This is a genomic window from Legionella feeleii (assembly GCF_001467625.1).
Taxonomy (GTDB): domain Bacteria; phylum Pseudomonadota; class Gammaproteobacteria; order Legionellales; family Legionellaceae; genus Tatlockia; species Tatlockia feeleii.
The window spans coordinates 38,349-53,708 of record NZ_LNYB01000004.1 but is presented as its reverse complement, the minus strand read 5'-3'; the positions used below and the strand labels follow the sequence as shown (position 1 = coordinate 53,708).

Genomic DNA, 15,360 nt, shown 5'->3' with positions numbered 1-15,360 from the left:
AGCGCCAACCTGCCTAGAGTGTTTCTACCGTTTTTTTATGGTGTAACAACTTACTCTTGGTTAGTTTTGCCTGAGCTAATTTTTCTTGTTCTTTACTAATAATCTCAGCAGGTGCTTTGTCAGTAAATTTAGGATTACCAAGTTTACCTTCAGCAAGAGCTATATCTTTATCCAGTTTAGCAATTTCTTTTTCTAGACGAGATAATTCTGCTTGTTTGTCAATCAGGCCTGCCATAGGAATAAGTAACTCGAGCTCACCAACAACAGCAGAGGCTGAAACGGATACTGATTCATTCTTATCCATGCAATGGATATGAGTCAGTTTATTTAACGCAATTAATGTTCCATGATATTTTTTAATCCGCTCTTCTATTACCGGTGTTACATTTCTGAAATGTAAGGGAATTAATTTAGCAGGGGAAATAGTCATTTCACTGCGAATTGTACGGACAGATTGAATCACTGACTTTAACCAGGCTAATTCTTCTTCCACGCCAGGATTAATGAAATCCTTGTTCACCTGCGGATAGTGGCTTAGCATGATGGTTTCACCATTTTGGCTGGTAAGTTTGCTGGTACGTTGCCATATTTCTTCAGTGATGAACGGCATAATAGGGTGCAGGAGTTTTAAGATCTGATCAAGCACATGAATCAGAGTACGCCGAGTTCCTCGCTTCATCGCCGCCAAGGCATTATTGTCATAGAGCACGGGTTTTGATAATTCAAGATACCAATCACAATACTCATGCCAGACAAACTCATACAGCGTGTTTGTCAGTAAATCAAAACGGTAGGTTTCAAAATAATGATGGCACTGAGTAATAGTATGTTGCAGACGTGAAAGTATCCATTGATCAGCAGGGCTATACTGAAATGCTCCATCACCAAAATCGATCTGCTCCTCATCAGTATTAAGTAATACATAACGGGAAGCATTCCATAGCTTATTACAAAAATTTCTATAACCTTCAACTCGCCCCATATCGAAACGTACATTACGGCCGGTGGATGCTAATGAACAAAAGGTAAAACGAAGTGCATCAGTACCAAAAGCAGCAATGCCTTCTGGAAATTCTTTGCGGGTGGCTTTTGCTATTTTATCACGTACGGAAGGCAACATTAGATTGGAAGTCCGCTTTTCAATGAGTTTTTCGAGATCAATCCCATCAATAATATCAATAGGATCGAGGACATTCCCTTTGGATTTAGACATTTTTTGCCCTTCGCTATCGCGAATAAGGCCAGTAATGATGACTTCTTTGAAGGGTACTTTACCTGTAAATTTTAGGCCCATCATAATCATGCGGGCGACCCAAAAGAAAATAATATCAAAGCCAGTTACCAAGACTGACGTGGGGTAAAATTGTTCAAGCTCCGGCGTGCGTTCTGGCCAGCCCAAGGTAGAGAAAGGCCAAAGTGCAGAAGAAAACCAGGTATCAAGAACATCTTCATCTTGTTTTAAAGAGACGGATTCATCCAGGGAATATTTAAAGCGAACATCGTTTTCACTGTAGCCAACATAAACATGTCCATGGCTGTCATACCAGGCTGGAATACGATGTCCCCACCATAATTGTCTACTAATACACCAATCTTCAATATTTTCCATCCATTGAAAATACGTTTTAGACCAGTTCTCTGGAATGAAGCGGATTTCACCCTTTTCAACGGCTTCGATAGCTGGTTCAGCCAAAGGTTTAATTTTTACATACCATTGATCAGTTAAAAGCGGCTCAATGATAACATTCGATTTTTCGCCGCGAGGCACTTTTAATTTGTGTGGTTCAATTTTAACTAAGAGATCTGCTTTACCCAGGTCTTGAATAATGAGTTCACGAGCTACAAAGCGATCCATTCCCTGGTAAGGTAAGGGGGCGTTTTTATTGATGGTTGCTTTCTTCGTCAGGATGTTAATTGACGGCAAATTGTGGCGTTTACCAATTTCGTGATCATTAAAATCATGGGCTGGAGTAATTTTGACACAACCACTACCAAATTCCATATCGACATAGTCATCTGCAATAACAGGAATTGTTCTGTCACATAAAGGAAGTTGTAGCTGTTTGCCGATCAAATGTTGATAGCGGGGATCATCTGGATGAACGGCAACCGCTGTATCACCAAGCAAGGTTTCTGGTCGTGTTGTAGCGATAATAATCGATTCGTTTGAATCAACGACAGGGTAACGTATATGCCATAAACATCCATCTTCCTCTTCAGAAATAACCTCCAGATCTGAAACAGCTGTACCTAATTTCGGATCCCAATTTACCAGCCGGGTACCACGATAGATAAGCCCTTCATCGTATAATTGAACGAATACTTTTTGTACAGCAGCCGACAAGCCTTCATCCATGGTAAATCGTTCGCGCGACCAATCGACGGAAGAACCGATGCGACGCATCTGGCTGGTAATCTGATTTCCTGATTCTTCCTTCCAACGCCATACATGCCCTAGAAATTCCTCACGACCCATGTCTTTGCGGGATAATCCTTTGCTATCCAATTGGCGTTCCACAACGAGTTGCGTTGAAATTCCCGCATGATCAGTACCAGGTTGCCAAAGGGTTTTTGCGCCTTGCATACGTTTATACCGAATCAGGGCATCCATTAAAGTATGTTGAAAACCATGTCCCATATGTAAGCTGCCGGTTACATTCGGAGGAGGTAACATAATGCAATAAGCCTTTCCTTCGCCGCGCGGCTCAAAATAATGGTGGCTTTCCCATTTTTCATAGCATGCACGTTCTATCGCCTGGGGGGAGTAAGTCTTATCCATGATTTAACCTGTACTGGTGAAAATCGCGAATTCTAACATATTCAATGGCAATAAATCGATCGCTAAACGACCGATTATTCACCTTGGTATTGTCATTCTCATAACCCTAAACCTAGACTGGCTTATGAGAATCGCTTATTGCTGAAGGGGGAATTGTATTCTCATTATCGTAATCATGTCGGTGGTCAGCTGCAATATAAGTATACATAGTCGGTACAACAAAAAGAGTAAAGCAGGTACCAACGAGCAAACCTGTTGAAATCACCAGACCAATATCAAAACGACTGACAGCCCCAGCCCCTGCTGCGATTAATAGGGGGAGGACGCCAAAGACCATGGCTGCTGTTGTCATTAAGATTGGACGCAAACGAATGGCAGCCGCTTCCTCGACTGCGGCTCGACGATCAAGATTTTTTTCTCGTTGTAATTGATTAGCAAAGTCAACAATTAGAATGCCATGCTTACTGATCAAGCCAATTAAAGTAATTAATCCAACCTGTGTGTAAATATTAATACTTGCTGCTCCCAAATTAAGGGGGATCAATGCTCCACAAATGGACATCGGGACGCTGATTAGTACAATTAATGGGTCTCTGAAACTTTCATACTGGGCTGCAAGCACAAGGAAAATAACAATGATTGCCAGAAAAAAGGCAAAAATAAGCGCAGTACCTTCCTGAATAAATTGCCTTGATTGCCCGCCATAATCATAAGTAAACCCTTTAGGTAATAGCTTATCGGCTTGTTCTTTTAGAAAAGCCAAACCTTGTCCGAGCGTTGTACCTGGCATCATCACTGCCTGAATAGTAGCAGCGTTTAACTGTTGGAAGTGCGTTGCCGCATTAGGTTGTACTTTTTCTTTTGGCGTAACCACAGTCGATAAGGGTACCATGATGCCATTGGCTGAACGCACAAAAATTTGTCCTAATTGCTCGGAATTCAATCGATAACGTCTGTCTAATTGTGGAATTACCTGATAACTACGCCCTTGCAGATTGAAATAATTAACGTAATTGCCGGAAAGAGCAGTGGTTAAACTGCTACCGATCGCCTGCATATCTAATCCAAGATCAGAGGCTTTAGAGCGGTTAATTTGTAATTCAATTTCTGGTTGATTGAATTTAAGGCTGTTATCGATATAAATAAAAAGACCACTCTTGCGTGCCGCATCGATTAATTTATTGGATACTTCAAAGAGTGTTTGAAAATCATTGGTAGTCTTGATTACAAACTGAATAGGAGTACCACTACCGCCGCCAGGGAGAGGCGGGGGAATAACAGCAAATGATTTAAGACCAGCCACGCTGTCCAATTTTTCTTGTAAAGGCTGTTTTAACTGAAATTGGCTGCGTTTTCGTCGATCCCAGGCTTTAAGTACCATACCGGAAATAGGGGCACTCATATTAACTGTAAAATAATGTTCTGTTTCAGGAAAACTCTTATAGATCTCATCAAAAGGTTGAGTATAGGCTTCGAGGTAATTAATCGTCGCATATTGTGGTGCTGTTGATACGACAAAGAAGAATCCTTGATCTTCTTCTGGGGCCGTTTCTTCTGCGGTATGGCTATAGAGATAGGGCAGCATAATTAATACCACTGCAGCGAACAGCAAAATAATGATCCGCGTATCCAATAAGCTATGGAGAGCACGTTGATAACGGATTTTCAGGCGGTTAAATTTATCATCAAGAAAGTGAACAAAACGTCCGTTACTGATGTCTGCCGAGAGTATTTTAGAGCACATCATTGGGGTCAATGTTAATGCAATAATACCAGAGATAATTACGGAACTGGCCAAGGTGAATGCAAATTCCTTAAAGAGAGCACCTGTCAGTCCTCCCATAAATCCGATAGGGGCATACACCGCTGCCAAGGTAATGGTCATGGCAATTACAGGTGTTGCAATTTCACGAGCACCGATAATTGCAGCTTGGAAAGGCGTTTTTCCCTCTTCAATGTGTCGGTGTACGTTTTCAACAACTACAATGGCATCATCAACGACAAGACCAATTGCCAGAACGAAAGCAAGCAAAGTCAGTAAATTGATGGAGTAACCTAAAAATAACATGAAGGTACAGACACCAATCAATGACAAAGGTATTGTGACTACCGGAATAATAACTGAGCGTAAAGAACCTAAAAACAGGAAGATGACGATAATAACAATGATCGCGGCTTCAGCAATGGTTTGAATCACTTCTTCGATAGAGGCGCGAATAAAATCAGTGGCATCGTAGACAATAGTCCCTGATAAAGAAGGGGGAAATTCACGTTGAATAGAGGGCATTATCTTGCGTACATCGGTAATCACGGTCAGCGGGTTAGCGGTTGGTGTGGGTGTAATGGCGAGAAACACAGCCTTTTTACCATTAAACCGTACACTTGAATCATAGTTTTGTGAACCTAATTCTATCTTACCGATGTCACGCAGACGGATAATAGAGTTCTTGTTGCTTCTGACGATTAGTTGACTGAATTCTTCAGCATTATTTAAATCGGTTTTTGCAGTCATATTGATCGCAACATACTCACCTTTAGTATTTCCTGCTGCAGTCAGGAAATTATTACGAGCTAATACACTGGATACATCAGAGGGGGCTACATTCAAAGCAGCCATTTTGACTGGGTCGAGGAAAATCCGCATGGAGTAAGTCGCCCCACCCAAGATATCTGCTTTTGCCACGCCATCAACAGTTTGTAATTGTGGCTGTACAACACGGGTAGCGTAATCGGTAATTTGCTGCGGTGTCATATCAGGACTATCAAGGCTGATATACATCAATGGAGTCGAGGTATCGGAACTTTTAACAATAACCGGTTGTTGTGATTCAGGAGGCAATTGATTTAAGATTTGCTGCACCTTACTCATTACATCGGTAAAGGCAACCTGCGGATTAAAATTCAATTTAATCGTCAAGGTAATTGTACTTAAGCCCTGCGTGCTGGTTGAGGTCATGTAGTCGATCCCTTCCGCACTGGCAACAGCTGCTTCCAGAGGTGTCGTAATGAATCCGGCGATTAAAGCGGCATCAGCACCAGGATAAGCAGTAGTCACTGTGATAACCGTATTATCCATGCGCGGATATTGGCGAATTTGCATGGTTGAGATTGAATTCAGGCCAAACAAAAAGATCAATAAACTAATGACTGTGGCGAGAACCGGGCGTTTAATAAATATATCTGTAAAATTCATGCGTTATCCTGGAAAAACCTTCGTCGTTTTTGACGATATTGATCTCAGCCATGATTAAAATAATCATCGCCTGAAGGCAATCACTTGCCACTAAAAACTGTTATTGGCCTAAATTATCAGGGTCGCTGACATCATTCAGTTGTACACTATTATTAATGACCACAGGGGTACCATTTTGTAATTTCAATTCTCCTGAACTTACAACGAGTTGCCCCGCTTTTATTCCTTTTTTAATCACTGTGTAATTTCCTGCCTGTTCACCTGTAGTGACAAACACACGTTGGACTCGCAAAATATCCTTCCCTTCAGCATCTTTTTTACCGTCTTTATCTTTTTCGATCACAAAAACAGAGTTGCCATACAGACTGTAAGAAATTGCGGTAGAAGGTAAAACGATCATGTCAGGAATTAAGGGTTGTTCCACCGAAACAGAGGCAAACATACCCGGAATAAAGGTGAATTGGGTAATATGGTTTTTGGTGTTGAGCTCTGTGTTGCAATTGATAATTCTTTTTTCGCCAATTTTTTTGCCAAGCTTAATGAGCGTCGAATTCTCTGGATTGTCAGTTGCGGCAGCGGGGCAATTGGGCAGAGTAGCCTGTACCAGGATGTTATGAGTATTCGTATCGACCTTGGAGTTAATGGCGGTGATTTTTCCTTCAAAGATGGCATTAGGAAATTCTTCTACGCTAAATTGAATGCCTTGATTAATATGTAATCTCTTTAGCATCTGTTCAGGTAAATAAAATTCCAGGTAAAGGGGATCGAGTGATTGTAAGGTCACAATCGCGGTTTGCCCAGGTGTGATATATTGCCCTAAGTTAACTTGACGAATACCTAATAATCCTGAAAAAGGGGCGCTAATATGTTTTTGTCTTATTTGTGCTTCGGTTTTTTCGACATTGGCCTTTGATTGTTGCAAATTCGCTGTGGCTTCATCAACACTTGAACTGGGGGTTGCCCCTCGTCTAAATAAATCAGCTTGGCGTTTATAATTGAGTTCTCTTAGAGCCAGCTCTGCCAGATTAAATTTAAGTGTGGCCTGATCAACACTGTCATCAATATCAATCAGAGGTTTATCTTTCTCAAAATATTGGCCTGATTCAAAATGAATTTTCACCACGTTTCCAGATGCTTCAGAATTGACATCAACACCATTAATGGCGACAAAGTTTCCTACTGTTGCAATACGAGGTTCCCAGCTTTTTTGGATGGCTTTGACAGAGGATACACTGACGGCAGGAGGTTCATAGTTCGCAAAGAAGCGCTTAATCATAAAGCTTTTGAAGAGGTTAAACGCAATAATGCCTCCAAATACAACGATTAAAGCAATAATCATGATCTTCATGCGTTTTTTCATCTTCATTCCTCTGAACGGGCTAATGCTTAGGAACTTCCACTAAACCTCTACCTAATTTGGGGCTTAATATACCATAACTACTTGATAGATGAAGTAAGTAACTTCGTGATGTTTTGCAATTTTTCGATTACTGGGAATAGGGGCGAGCCTGGCTTGGCATAAATAATTGAATCGAAGCGCAATCAACAATTGCTAATTTGAACTGTCAAGAGATTGCCTGAAAATAGAGCAAATTATTTTTATCATGGTCACAAAAAAATCCTATTGACTAAAGACAACTCTTTGTTAACAATGGTCTCCACTCTATCTTAGAGTTAATTTGGAGTTCATGATGAAGCTTAAGTCACTGCTTTTTGTTAGTTGTTTAGGTTTGTTAACATCAGTTTATGCCGATAACAACCGGCATGTTCATCCACAGGCAAATGCCGATGCCGCAGAAGCCAAGTCCGTAATGAAAAGAGCCATGATGCCAGGCTATTGTGAAATAGAGGTAGTCAATGATGGCTATGACGATATACGTGTCTATGGCGTGTTCGACGATGGTACTTTACTGGAACCATTTAATATCTATCGTTATGAGCGTCCTCATTATATTAGTCTGCTGTATAGAGATGGGGATGGTGTAATGAGATGCCATGCTGGCATGCGTTTAGACATTAATACCTCTAGTGGATGGCGACTTGTTGCAAGAAGAGCTTATGTAGGTGAGACAGTTTATCCCTTCCGTTTTGGTAGAAAAGCCGAGGTGAAAGCACCACAGTAATTCCAAATTAATTTAAGTAGTAATTTATGAGCTGTAAAATACATAGAAGGCACGATTGTACAATCGTGCCTTTCTTTTTTTAAGTTGTTATACCTAAGAGGTCATTATGAAACGTTTGTTAGCGTTACTGCCTTTATTACCATCACTGGGTTCATGTACATTAGAAAATGACTATTATTACGATCGTTACTATGAGGCTCCTAGACCTTATTACCGCTACCATTCAACCCCATCGCCTTACCACCATTATCATCACCACGAAGACAGCGAGTCGCATTACCACGGGCATAGTTCGGCTATGCCTGAGTCAAGGGTACACGAACACCCTGACAATTATGGTAATGGCTATGTTTATGGCCACGATAGTGTAGAGGAAAGCCATATGCATGGTCATGACTAGTTCACTGTGCTGTGATATTCTTGGATAATTTCATTCCAAGAGAGCGGTATGTTAAGGATAATCAGAAAAATCCTGCTGATTTTTCCACTGCTGATTATGGTTGCTTGCTCTGCTACCCCAACGAGCGAAAGTACGGGACAATATCTTGATAGCGCAGCGGTAACTGCAAAGGTTAAAACGGAATTAGTTGATAAGTTAGGGACAAAAGGGTTTACGATTTCGGTCAGAACCTATAAGGGTGAAGTGCAATTGAGTGGTATTGTAAACAGCCCAATAATCAAGCAGCGCGCTGCTGCGATTGCAGCGAATGTTGATGGAGTCAGGCGAGTACGTAATTCTCTCTTGGTTGAATAACGAGAATTAATGGCTAAAGTAAGTATGAGCTACAAACCTGGCTGAGTAGCTATTATAATTATTTAATTATCGTCTAGATAGGGAATGTCTTTCCTACCTCCGTGCTTTAAGCAATTAGCCGAGGTCATGTGAAGTTACGTTTAATTACCGACAGGGTTAAGGATTGCTAATGTTTGATAAAAATTACACGATTGCAGGGTTTGATGATGCACTGTGGCAAGCAATTGAATCGGAGCGACAGCGCCAGGAAGATCATATCGAGCTTATTGCCTCGGAAAATTATGCCAGTCCACGGGTTCTGGAAGCACAGGGTTCAGTATTAACCAACAAATATGCTGAAGGCTATCCTGGTAAACGCTATTATGGTGGTTGCGAATATGTGGACATTGCAGAAAACCTCGCCATTAGCCGCGCCAAGCAATTGTTTGGTGCTGACTATGTAAATGTACAGCCGCATTCAGGTTCACAAGCCAATGCCGCAGTAATGATGGCGTTGCTTTCGCCTGGCGATGTTATTCTGGGGATGGCTTTACCGCATGGTGGGCATTTGACTCACGGCTCTAAAGTTAATTTTTCCGGAAAACTCTATGAAGCAATAGGCTATGGATTGGATCCTGAGACCGGTCTAATCAATTATGACGCCCTGGAAGAATTGGCAGTGACTCATCGTCCGAAAATGATTATTGCTGGTTTTTCTGCTTATTCTCAGGTGCTTGATTGGGCAAGGTTTCGGGCTATTGCTGATAAAGCAGGCGCTTATTTAATGGCTGATATGGCGCATGTCGCTGGTTTGGTCGCTGTTGGCCTTTATCCTTCGCCGCTGCCTTATGCGGATGTGGTTACGACCACAACTCATAAAACGTTGCGTGGACCGCGTGGTGGATTGATTCTGGCTCGTGCCAATGAAGAAATTGAAAAGAAATTAAATTCGTCAGTATTTCCTGGTATGCAGGGTGGTCCTTTAATGCATGTTATTGCAGCCAAAGCGGTGGCTTTTGCTGAAGCCCTGCAACCCGAATTTAAGGACTATCAACAACAAGTTTTATTGAATGCAAAAGTGATGGCTGAGGTTCTTAAAGGCCGAGGATATCCTATTGTTTCGGGCGGTACAGAAAATCATCTGTTACTGGTTGATTTGATCACTAAAAATATTACCGGCAAAGATGCTGATGCTGCCTTGGGACGGGCTAATATTACGGTCAATAAGAATTCTGTACCTAATGATCCGCGTTCGCCTTTTGTAACGAGTGGTCTTCGTTTAGGCACTCCAGCAATTACAACACGTGGATTTAAAGAAAAAGAGGTGAGTATTTTGAGTAATTGGATAGCAGACGTGCTTGATGATTTGAATAATGAAGCAATGATTGCGCGTGTAAAAATGCAAGTCTTGCAGTTGTGCCATGAATTTCCGGTATATCGTTAATTATGCATTGTCCATTTTGTCATGCAGAAGACACCAAGGTAGTGGATTCACGCCTGGTTGCAGAAGGGGCGCAAGTACGAAGGAGGCGACAATGTCTTCTTTGTCACGAACGTTTTACTACCTTTGAATCAGCCGAATTGATAATGCCCTCGATTATCAAACGAGATGGCCGGCGTGAGCCATTTAATATTAATAACTTGAAAGCTGGTATGTTGCGGGCTTTGGAGAAGAGGCCTGTAAGCGTTGATGCACTTGAAGAAGCGATCGTAACCATTATGCAGGAAATCCGCCGTAGTGGGGAGCGAGAAATCGATTCTCGTGAGGTGGGCGAATTGGTTATGAAGCAATTGTATCGTCTTGATCATGTTGCTTATGTGCGCTTTGCATCGGTTTATAAACGCTTTAAAGATGTTAGTGATTTCAGACAAACTATCGATCAAATGAAAGATGATAGAACTTCATGAGGTAATTGTGGAAAAACAATCAATTAGGGGCAAAAGACGTGCACGAAAACTTGCCCTGCAAGCGCTTTATCAGTGGTTAATGTCCAGCCATGAATTATTCGAAATAGAAGCACAATTTCGTGTTGCAAATAATATGGATAAAGTTGATAGTGAGTATTTCAACCGTTTACTTTATGGTGTTCCAGAGCAGGTGAAGCTCCTGGAAGAAAACCTGATGCCATTTTTGGATAGATCGATTGAGAGTTTAAATCCCATTGAATTAACTGTATTACGTTTAGGGGCCTTTGAGTTGTTGTTCTGCCCTGAGATTCCGTATCGTGTTGTACTGGATGAATCAATATCGCTGGCGAAAGAATTTGGTTCGCAGGACGGCCATCGTTATGTTAATGGCGTACTGAATAATCTGGCGCAACAAGTGAGAAAAATCGAGATCAGCCTTCACAATGAATGAATTTTCATTAATCGATGTTTTTTTTAAAAATCCCGCCAGCACTCGCGCCGATGTCGTATTGGGTATCGGTGATGATGCTGCTTGCCTGAATGTACCTCCTGCACATCAATTGTTAGTGAGCACAGATACTTTAGTGGCTGATGTTCATTTTTTGAGTAGCTGGGATGCGTATGACATTGCCTATAAAGCAGTCATGGTTAATATCAGTGATATAGCTGCAATGGCAGCCAAGCCTTGCTGGATAAGTTTGGCACTTACTATTCCGGAGCTTAATCCTGTTTGGTTGCAGCGTTTTTCCCAAGGATTGCACGCCTCCTTAAAGCAATTTGATATTGCTTTAATTGGTGGTGATACAACGCGGGGTCCTTTAAGCTTAACACTGACTATTCATGGTTTGGTGCCGACTGGAAAAGCGGTTAGGCGCTCTGGTGCTCAACCAGGGGATCACATCTATGTGAGTGGTGAATTAGGTGCTGCTGCTCTTGCAGTGGCATTTTTGCAGCGAAATGATCTTCCTGAATCTGATAAGCGTGACTTGATGTTAAAACTCCAACATCCTCAGCCACGTGTTGATCTGGCCGATATTTTGCAACACAGCGCTTCGGCAGCAATCGATATTTCCGACGGTTTAAGTGCTGATCTTAATCATATTTGTGTTGCTAGTGGAGTTGGGGCTTGCTTATCGTTATCTGCTATTCCTGTTCATTCTTTGGTCCAGGAATATCAAGGGGAAAATGCAGTTAATTTTGCTCTCACTGGAGGGGATGATTATGAGTTATGCTTTACCGTTGCACCACAAAAAGAAGAGCAGTTACTAGCTTTGCTTGCCAAGGCGGGGTTGCGCTGTTATCAAATTGGAGTAATAGAAGAAAAAAATGGTCTGCGTGCCAGGACAGAAGAGGGTGATGTGCTGTCTCTTACACCAAGTGGTTATAGCCATTTTTAAAAGGTATAAACCGGGTTTATTCAAGCAAACTTGATTAAGGAGTGCGAATGAATACAGTAAAATTGTCCAATAAGGTATGGCGGGATCCCACTTATTTTATTGCTTTTGGTTTTGGTAGTGGGTTGATGCCGGTTGCTCCGGGAACTTGGGGTACCCTTGCTGCTATACCTGTTTATTTGTTGCTCGCTGGACAGCCACTCATCATTTATTTGCTAATGACTATTCTCGCCTTTTTATTAGGTGTTTGGGTTAGTGATAAAGTCTCACAAGAAATGGGAGTCCACGACTATTCTGGTATTGTATGGGATGAAATAGTAGGGTATTTGCTTACCATGACAATGGCCCCCGTAGGATGGGGGTGGATGATCATCGGTTTTTTCTTATTCCGTATTTTTGATATCTGGAAACCACAACCGATTCGTAGCATTGATAAACAGGTTCATGGTGGTATAGGAATTATGTTAGATGATGTGTTGGCGGCTATTCCCGCCTGGTTGTTAATGCAATTGCTTGCTTGGGGATTTGCAAAATGAATGAAAACCATAAGGAATTAATCAGTATGGGGTTGACTGTTGGTATAGTGCTGCTCGCCCTATTTATCATTCATCACTTTATTCCGTCTATGATTTGGGCAGCTATTATTGTCATTGCGACTTATCCTTTATATCGCCGTTGGCGAGAATTTTTTGCTAATCATGATAACCTGGCTGCTTTGCTGTTTACTCTGATTTTGAGCTTGATATTTGTATTACCTCTAAGTTGGCTAGTCAGTATTTTGGTGAAAGAATTACAAATATTTATTAATTACTTACAGCTTATAAATCGCGAAGGAGGGCAGGCTCCGGAATTTATAAAACAAGTGCCCATTATAGGTAATGAGCTTGTAACTTACTGGGATGCTAATATTAGCAAACCAGGCAATGTAAGATCGTTCTTATCCAATCTTCATTTGCCATTAATGTCCGCGAGTTATTATATTAAGCAGGTAGGAGTCAATCTTGCTCATCGTGGCTTCCAGCTAGGTTTTACACTCTTAACCTTATTTTTCTTTTATCGCGATGGCGATAAATTATTTCAACAAATCAATCATATTGGTGAATTTTGTTTGGGATCCCGTTGGTTTCGCTATGCTGACCGTTTACCCTCAGCGTTAAGAGCGACAGTCAATGGCACGATTGTGGTAGGTTTAGGGGTTGGTGTGTTAATGGGTTTTTGTTATTTTCTGGTTGATTTTCCTGCGCCAACCCTAACTGGTTTTATAACCGCATTTGCTGCGATGATCCCCTTTGTTGTTCCCTTTGTGTTTGTCGTTGTTGCTTTGATTTTATTATCCTACGGCAGCATGATAGGCGCTATTATTGTCTTGGTATGGGGAACCATCGTGATGTTTGTTGCCGATCATTTTATAAAGCCCGTTTTAATAGGTGGTGCGATCCAACTCCCTTTTCTTGCTGTTTTGTTTGGTATTTTAGGCGGTGTCGAAACGTTGGGATTGCTTGGTTTATTTGTTGGGCCAATTATAATGGTGCTGTTTGTGACGCTTTGGGAAGAGCCGCAAGGCTTTGTAAAGTTGGTAATAAATGAGTAAAAATTGAACAATATATTGAAAAAATAATCAATGTATGGCATGATAAAAACTCGGATTGAGGACTTGTAATTTAATTATTTGACCCAATTTGTTCTGCCGTGAAGTTTTTGAAATGACCCGAAGTCATGAAGTTAGGGGATATTTATGAATAAAAATTGGCCAACAAAAGAGAAAGATATCTATACTGCTCAGCGTATCATGGAGGAGTATGCGAACGAGCAAAATAGTGATTCATTGGGGTTATTCGAATTAGTCGTCAATCAGGAAGAAAAGCGTATGGATTTTCGTTTATCCTCTTGGGTTTTAACGCTGGCAGAGCATTTCAAATCACTCTACGGAGCCAGCCAAGGTGATTTTGTGACTCGCCAAGTGATTAGTCATTGCATCACTAAAGGTGAAACCTTACATTAATCACTACCGTATTTGACTTGTTAAGTGTTCACGGAGCGTGCCATTCTTTGCGAACAGGATAAAGCGCAGTCGTCATTGCGAACAAAGTGATGCAATCCAGTTCAAATCTCAATGTAGTATCTGGACTGCTTCGCAAAGCCCCTGTAAAGACGAAATATCTCCATACCGTGAACGCTTATTTGCATTGTTACATTTGATTGCAAGCAGTCTTTTTTAACCACAAGGCAATAGTTCAATTAAAAATGAGCAATGTATTTCTGATAGTTCAGTTTAAATTCATCACTGTTTTGGTATTGAAGTAACGCTTTATTAAGTACCTGTAATAAATCAGTTTCTCCACGGTTAACAGCAATACCCAAACCAAAACCATAAATAAAAGGTTCGCCGACCACGGTGAGAGACCCTGAAGATTGTGATTGCCAGTATAAGGCTGTAGGCTCATCCATGAGAGCAAAATCTATATCCCCCTCTTCCAAAGCTTCTATCATAGAGTCCAAGCGGTCAAATTTAACTGTCTTTACATTGGCGATCCCCAAGGTTTTTACTACTTCTGGGAAAATGGTTCCCTCTGAAACGCCTACAGTTTGGTCAGTCAACAATTGCAGGCGAAAAGTTTGGCCAACCCATTTTTTAGGGCCTAAGAAGCGCGCATAACTTAATAAATAGGGAAGGGAGAAATTAACTCGTGATGCTCGTTCCGCTCTAATAATAATTGCACTTACTCCAACATCAGCTCTTCTCGTTTCTATGGTGGCAAAAATGTCCTCAAAGGGCACTGGTACAAATTGGCAGGTACGTTCCATAATGCGACAAAGGCTTTGCATCATTGCTATGTCAAAGCCATAAAGTTGATTATTAGCACTTTCCATAACGAAAGGAGGGGCAAACGTATCAACTGCGACTCTAAGGGGTTCGCCTTGGGCATGAAGAGGTGAACTAATACCGATTATCAGGGCTAAAACAAGGCCAATTATTTTCATCAGTTTAATCAGATTACTAATTTATAGTATTTATAGAGTATAGCCTGCCAGCTGATTTTTATATAGGCTTCTTGCCAAACTCTACTGTGACGGGAAATTGCTTCCTTGATAAAGGCTTGAATCCGCATGCCCTTTCGAGTGTCCACTCCGGTTCTGCGTTTCCTCGCGCTTTCTTCGCCACAGCGGTTTGAAAAATGGTTTAAGGGATAGTTTGAATTTCTTTTTTCCTTGATGATTAAGCAACATTT

The 15,360-nt window shown here is 41.4% G+C and carries 14 protein-coding genes; 10 read left to right on the top strand and 4 right to left on the bottom strand.

The window, feature by feature from the left end; translation table 11 throughout:
- Window positions 1–13 precede the first annotated feature (13 nt).
- The 3 genes from Lfee_RS00355 to Lfee_RS00345 all read right to left on the bottom strand — a co-directional run bounded on the left by Lfee_RS00355 (window position 14) and on the right by Lfee_RS00345 (window position 7,332).
- A complete protein-coding gene (locus tag Lfee_RS00355) occupies window positions 14–2,779 on the bottom strand; it encodes a valine--tRNA ligase (protein ID WP_058443292.1) in 2,766 nt (921 codons plus the stop codon).
- 112 nt (window positions 2,780–2,891) lie between these two features.
- Window positions 2,892–5,972: an efflux RND transporter permease subunit gene (locus Lfee_RS00350; RefSeq protein ID WP_058443291.1), complete on the bottom strand. Its 3,081-nt coding sequence runs from the start codon at window positions 5,970–5,972 to the stop codon at window positions 2,892–2,894.
- Between the two features lie 100 nt (window positions 5,973–6,072).
- Complete coding sequence (locus Lfee_RS00345) at window positions 6,073–7,332, bottom strand: efflux RND transporter periplasmic adaptor subunit (protein WP_112854853.1); 1,260 nt, start codon at window positions 7,330–7,332, stop codon at window positions 6,073–6,075.
- A 328-nt stretch (window positions 7,333–7,660) separates the two neighbouring features.
- Between Lfee_RS00345 and Lfee_RS00340 the strand changes: the two genes are divergently transcribed.
- The 10 genes from Lfee_RS00340 (at window position 7,661) to Lfee_RS00300 (ending at window position 14,132) form a co-directional block, all read left to right on the top strand.
- Window positions 7,661–8,095: a hypothetical protein gene (locus Lfee_RS00340; RefSeq protein ID WP_238584833.1), complete on the top strand. Its 435-nt coding sequence runs from the start codon at window positions 7,661–7,663 to the stop codon at window positions 8,093–8,095.
- Between the two features lie 106 nt (window positions 8,096–8,201).
- Window positions 8,202–8,495, top strand: a complete 294-nt coding sequence (locus tag Lfee_RS16855; RefSeq protein ID WP_112854854.1) for a hypothetical protein — start codon at window positions 8,202–8,204, stop codon at window positions 8,493–8,495.
- A 48-nt stretch (window positions 8,496–8,543) separates the two neighbouring features.
- Window positions 8,544–8,849, top strand: coding sequence for a BON domain-containing protein (locus Lfee_RS00335; protein WP_058443288.1), 306 nt, complete (start codon window positions 8,544–8,546; stop codon window positions 8,847–8,849).
- Window positions 8,850–9,018: 169 nt separating this feature from the next.
- Window positions 9,019–10,272 (top strand): serine hydroxymethyltransferase, encoded by a 1,254-nt coding sequence (glyA, locus tag Lfee_RS00330; protein WP_058443287.1) that lies wholly within the window; start codon window positions 9,019–9,021, stop codon window positions 10,270–10,272.
- A gap of 2 nt (window positions 10,273–10,274) precedes the next feature.
- Window positions 10,275–10,736, top strand: a complete 462-nt coding sequence (gene nrdR / locus Lfee_RS00325) for a transcriptional regulator NrdR (protein ID WP_058443286.1) — start codon at window positions 10,275–10,277, stop codon at window positions 10,734–10,736.
- A 7-nt stretch (window positions 10,737–10,743) separates the two neighbouring features.
- Window positions 10,744–11,187, top strand: a complete 444-nt coding sequence (nusB, locus tag Lfee_RS00320) for a transcription antitermination factor NusB (RefSeq protein ID WP_058443310.1) — start codon at window positions 10,744–10,746, stop codon at window positions 11,185–11,187.
- Window positions 11,180–12,133 carry a thiamine-phosphate kinase gene (gene thiL, locus Lfee_RS00315; RefSeq protein WP_058443285.1) on the top strand — a complete coding sequence of 318 codons (954 nt, stop codon included), beginning with the start codon at window positions 11,180–11,182 and terminating at the stop codon, window positions 12,131–12,133. The genes nusB and thiL overlap by 8 nt, the downstream gene beginning before the upstream one ends.
- A gap of 47 nt (window positions 12,134–12,180) precedes the next feature.
- Window positions 12,181–12,666 carry a phosphatidylglycerophosphatase A family protein gene (locus tag Lfee_RS00310; protein ID WP_058443284.1) on the top strand — a complete coding sequence of 162 codons (486 nt, stop codon included), beginning with the start codon at window positions 12,181–12,183 and terminating at the stop codon, window positions 12,664–12,666.
- Window positions 12,663–13,721: an AI-2E family transporter gene (locus Lfee_RS00305; protein ID WP_058443283.1), complete on the top strand. Its 1,059-nt coding sequence runs from the start codon at window positions 12,663–12,665 to the stop codon at window positions 13,719–13,721. The genes Lfee_RS00310 and Lfee_RS00305 overlap by 4 nt, the downstream gene beginning before the upstream one ends.
- Window positions 13,722–13,865: 144 nt before the next feature.
- Complete coding sequence (locus tag Lfee_RS00300; protein ID WP_058443282.1) at window positions 13,866–14,132, top strand: hypothetical protein; 267 nt, start codon at window positions 13,866–13,868, stop codon at window positions 14,130–14,132.
- Window positions 14,133–14,368: 236 nt separating this feature from the next.
- On the opposite strand, the gene Lfee_RS00295 is transcribed toward Lfee_RS00300, so the two are convergent.
- Window positions 14,369–15,112, bottom strand: coding sequence for a transporter substrate-binding domain-containing protein (locus tag Lfee_RS00295; RefSeq protein ID WP_058443281.1), 744 nt, complete (start codon window positions 15,110–15,112; stop codon window positions 14,369–14,371).
- Window positions 15,113–15,360: the final 248 nt, after the last annotated feature.

Bases quoted from the DNA above. Each gene is read 5' to 3' on its own strand.
- Lfee_RS00300 (WP_058443282.1), top strand. From the start codon at position 13,866: ATGAATAAAAATTGGCCAACAAAAGAGAAAGATATCTATACTGCTCAG.
- Lfee_RS00335 (WP_058443288.1), top strand. From the start codon at position 8,544: ATGTTAAGGATAATCAGAAAAATCCTGCTGATTTTTCCACTGCTGATT.
- Lfee_RS00305 (WP_058443283.1), top strand. From the start codon at position 12,663: ATGAATGAAAACCATAAGGAATTAATCAGTATGGGGTTGACTGTTGGT.
- Lfee_RS00355 (WP_058443292.1), bottom strand. From the start codon at position 2,779: ATGGATAAGACTTACTCCCCCCAGGCGATAGAACGTGCATGCTATGAA.
- Lfee_RS00340 (WP_238584833.1), top strand. From the start codon at position 7,661: ATGATGAAGCTTAAGTCACTGCTTTTTGTTAGTTGTTTAGGTTTGTTA.
- glyA (WP_058443287.1), top strand. From the start codon at position 9,019: ATGTTTGATAAAAATTACACGATTGCAGGGTTTGATGATGCACTGTGG.
- Lfee_RS00310 (WP_058443284.1), top strand. From the start codon at position 12,181: ATGAATACAGTAAAATTGTCCAATAAGGTATGGCGGGATCCCACTTAT.
- Lfee_RS00350 (WP_058443291.1), bottom strand. From the start codon at position 5,972: ATGAATTTTACAGATATATTTATTAAACGCCCGGTTCTCGCCACAGTC.
- thiL (WP_058443285.1), top strand. From the start codon at position 11,180: ATGAATGAATTTTCATTAATCGATGTTTTTTTTAAAAATCCCGCCAGC.
- nrdR (WP_058443286.1), top strand. From the start codon at position 10,275: ATGCATTGTCCATTTTGTCATGCAGAAGACACCAAGGTAGTGGATTCA.
- Lfee_RS16855 (WP_112854854.1), top strand. From the start codon at position 8,202: ATGAAACGTTTGTTAGCGTTACTGCCTTTATTACCATCACTGGGTTCA.
- Lfee_RS00345 (WP_112854853.1), bottom strand. From the start codon at position 7,332: ATGAAAAAACGCATGAAGATCATGATTATTGCTTTAATCGTTGTATTT.
- Lfee_RS00295 (WP_058443281.1), bottom strand. From the start codon at position 15,112: ATGAAAATAATTGGCCTTGTTTTAGCCCTGATAATCGGTATTAGTTCA.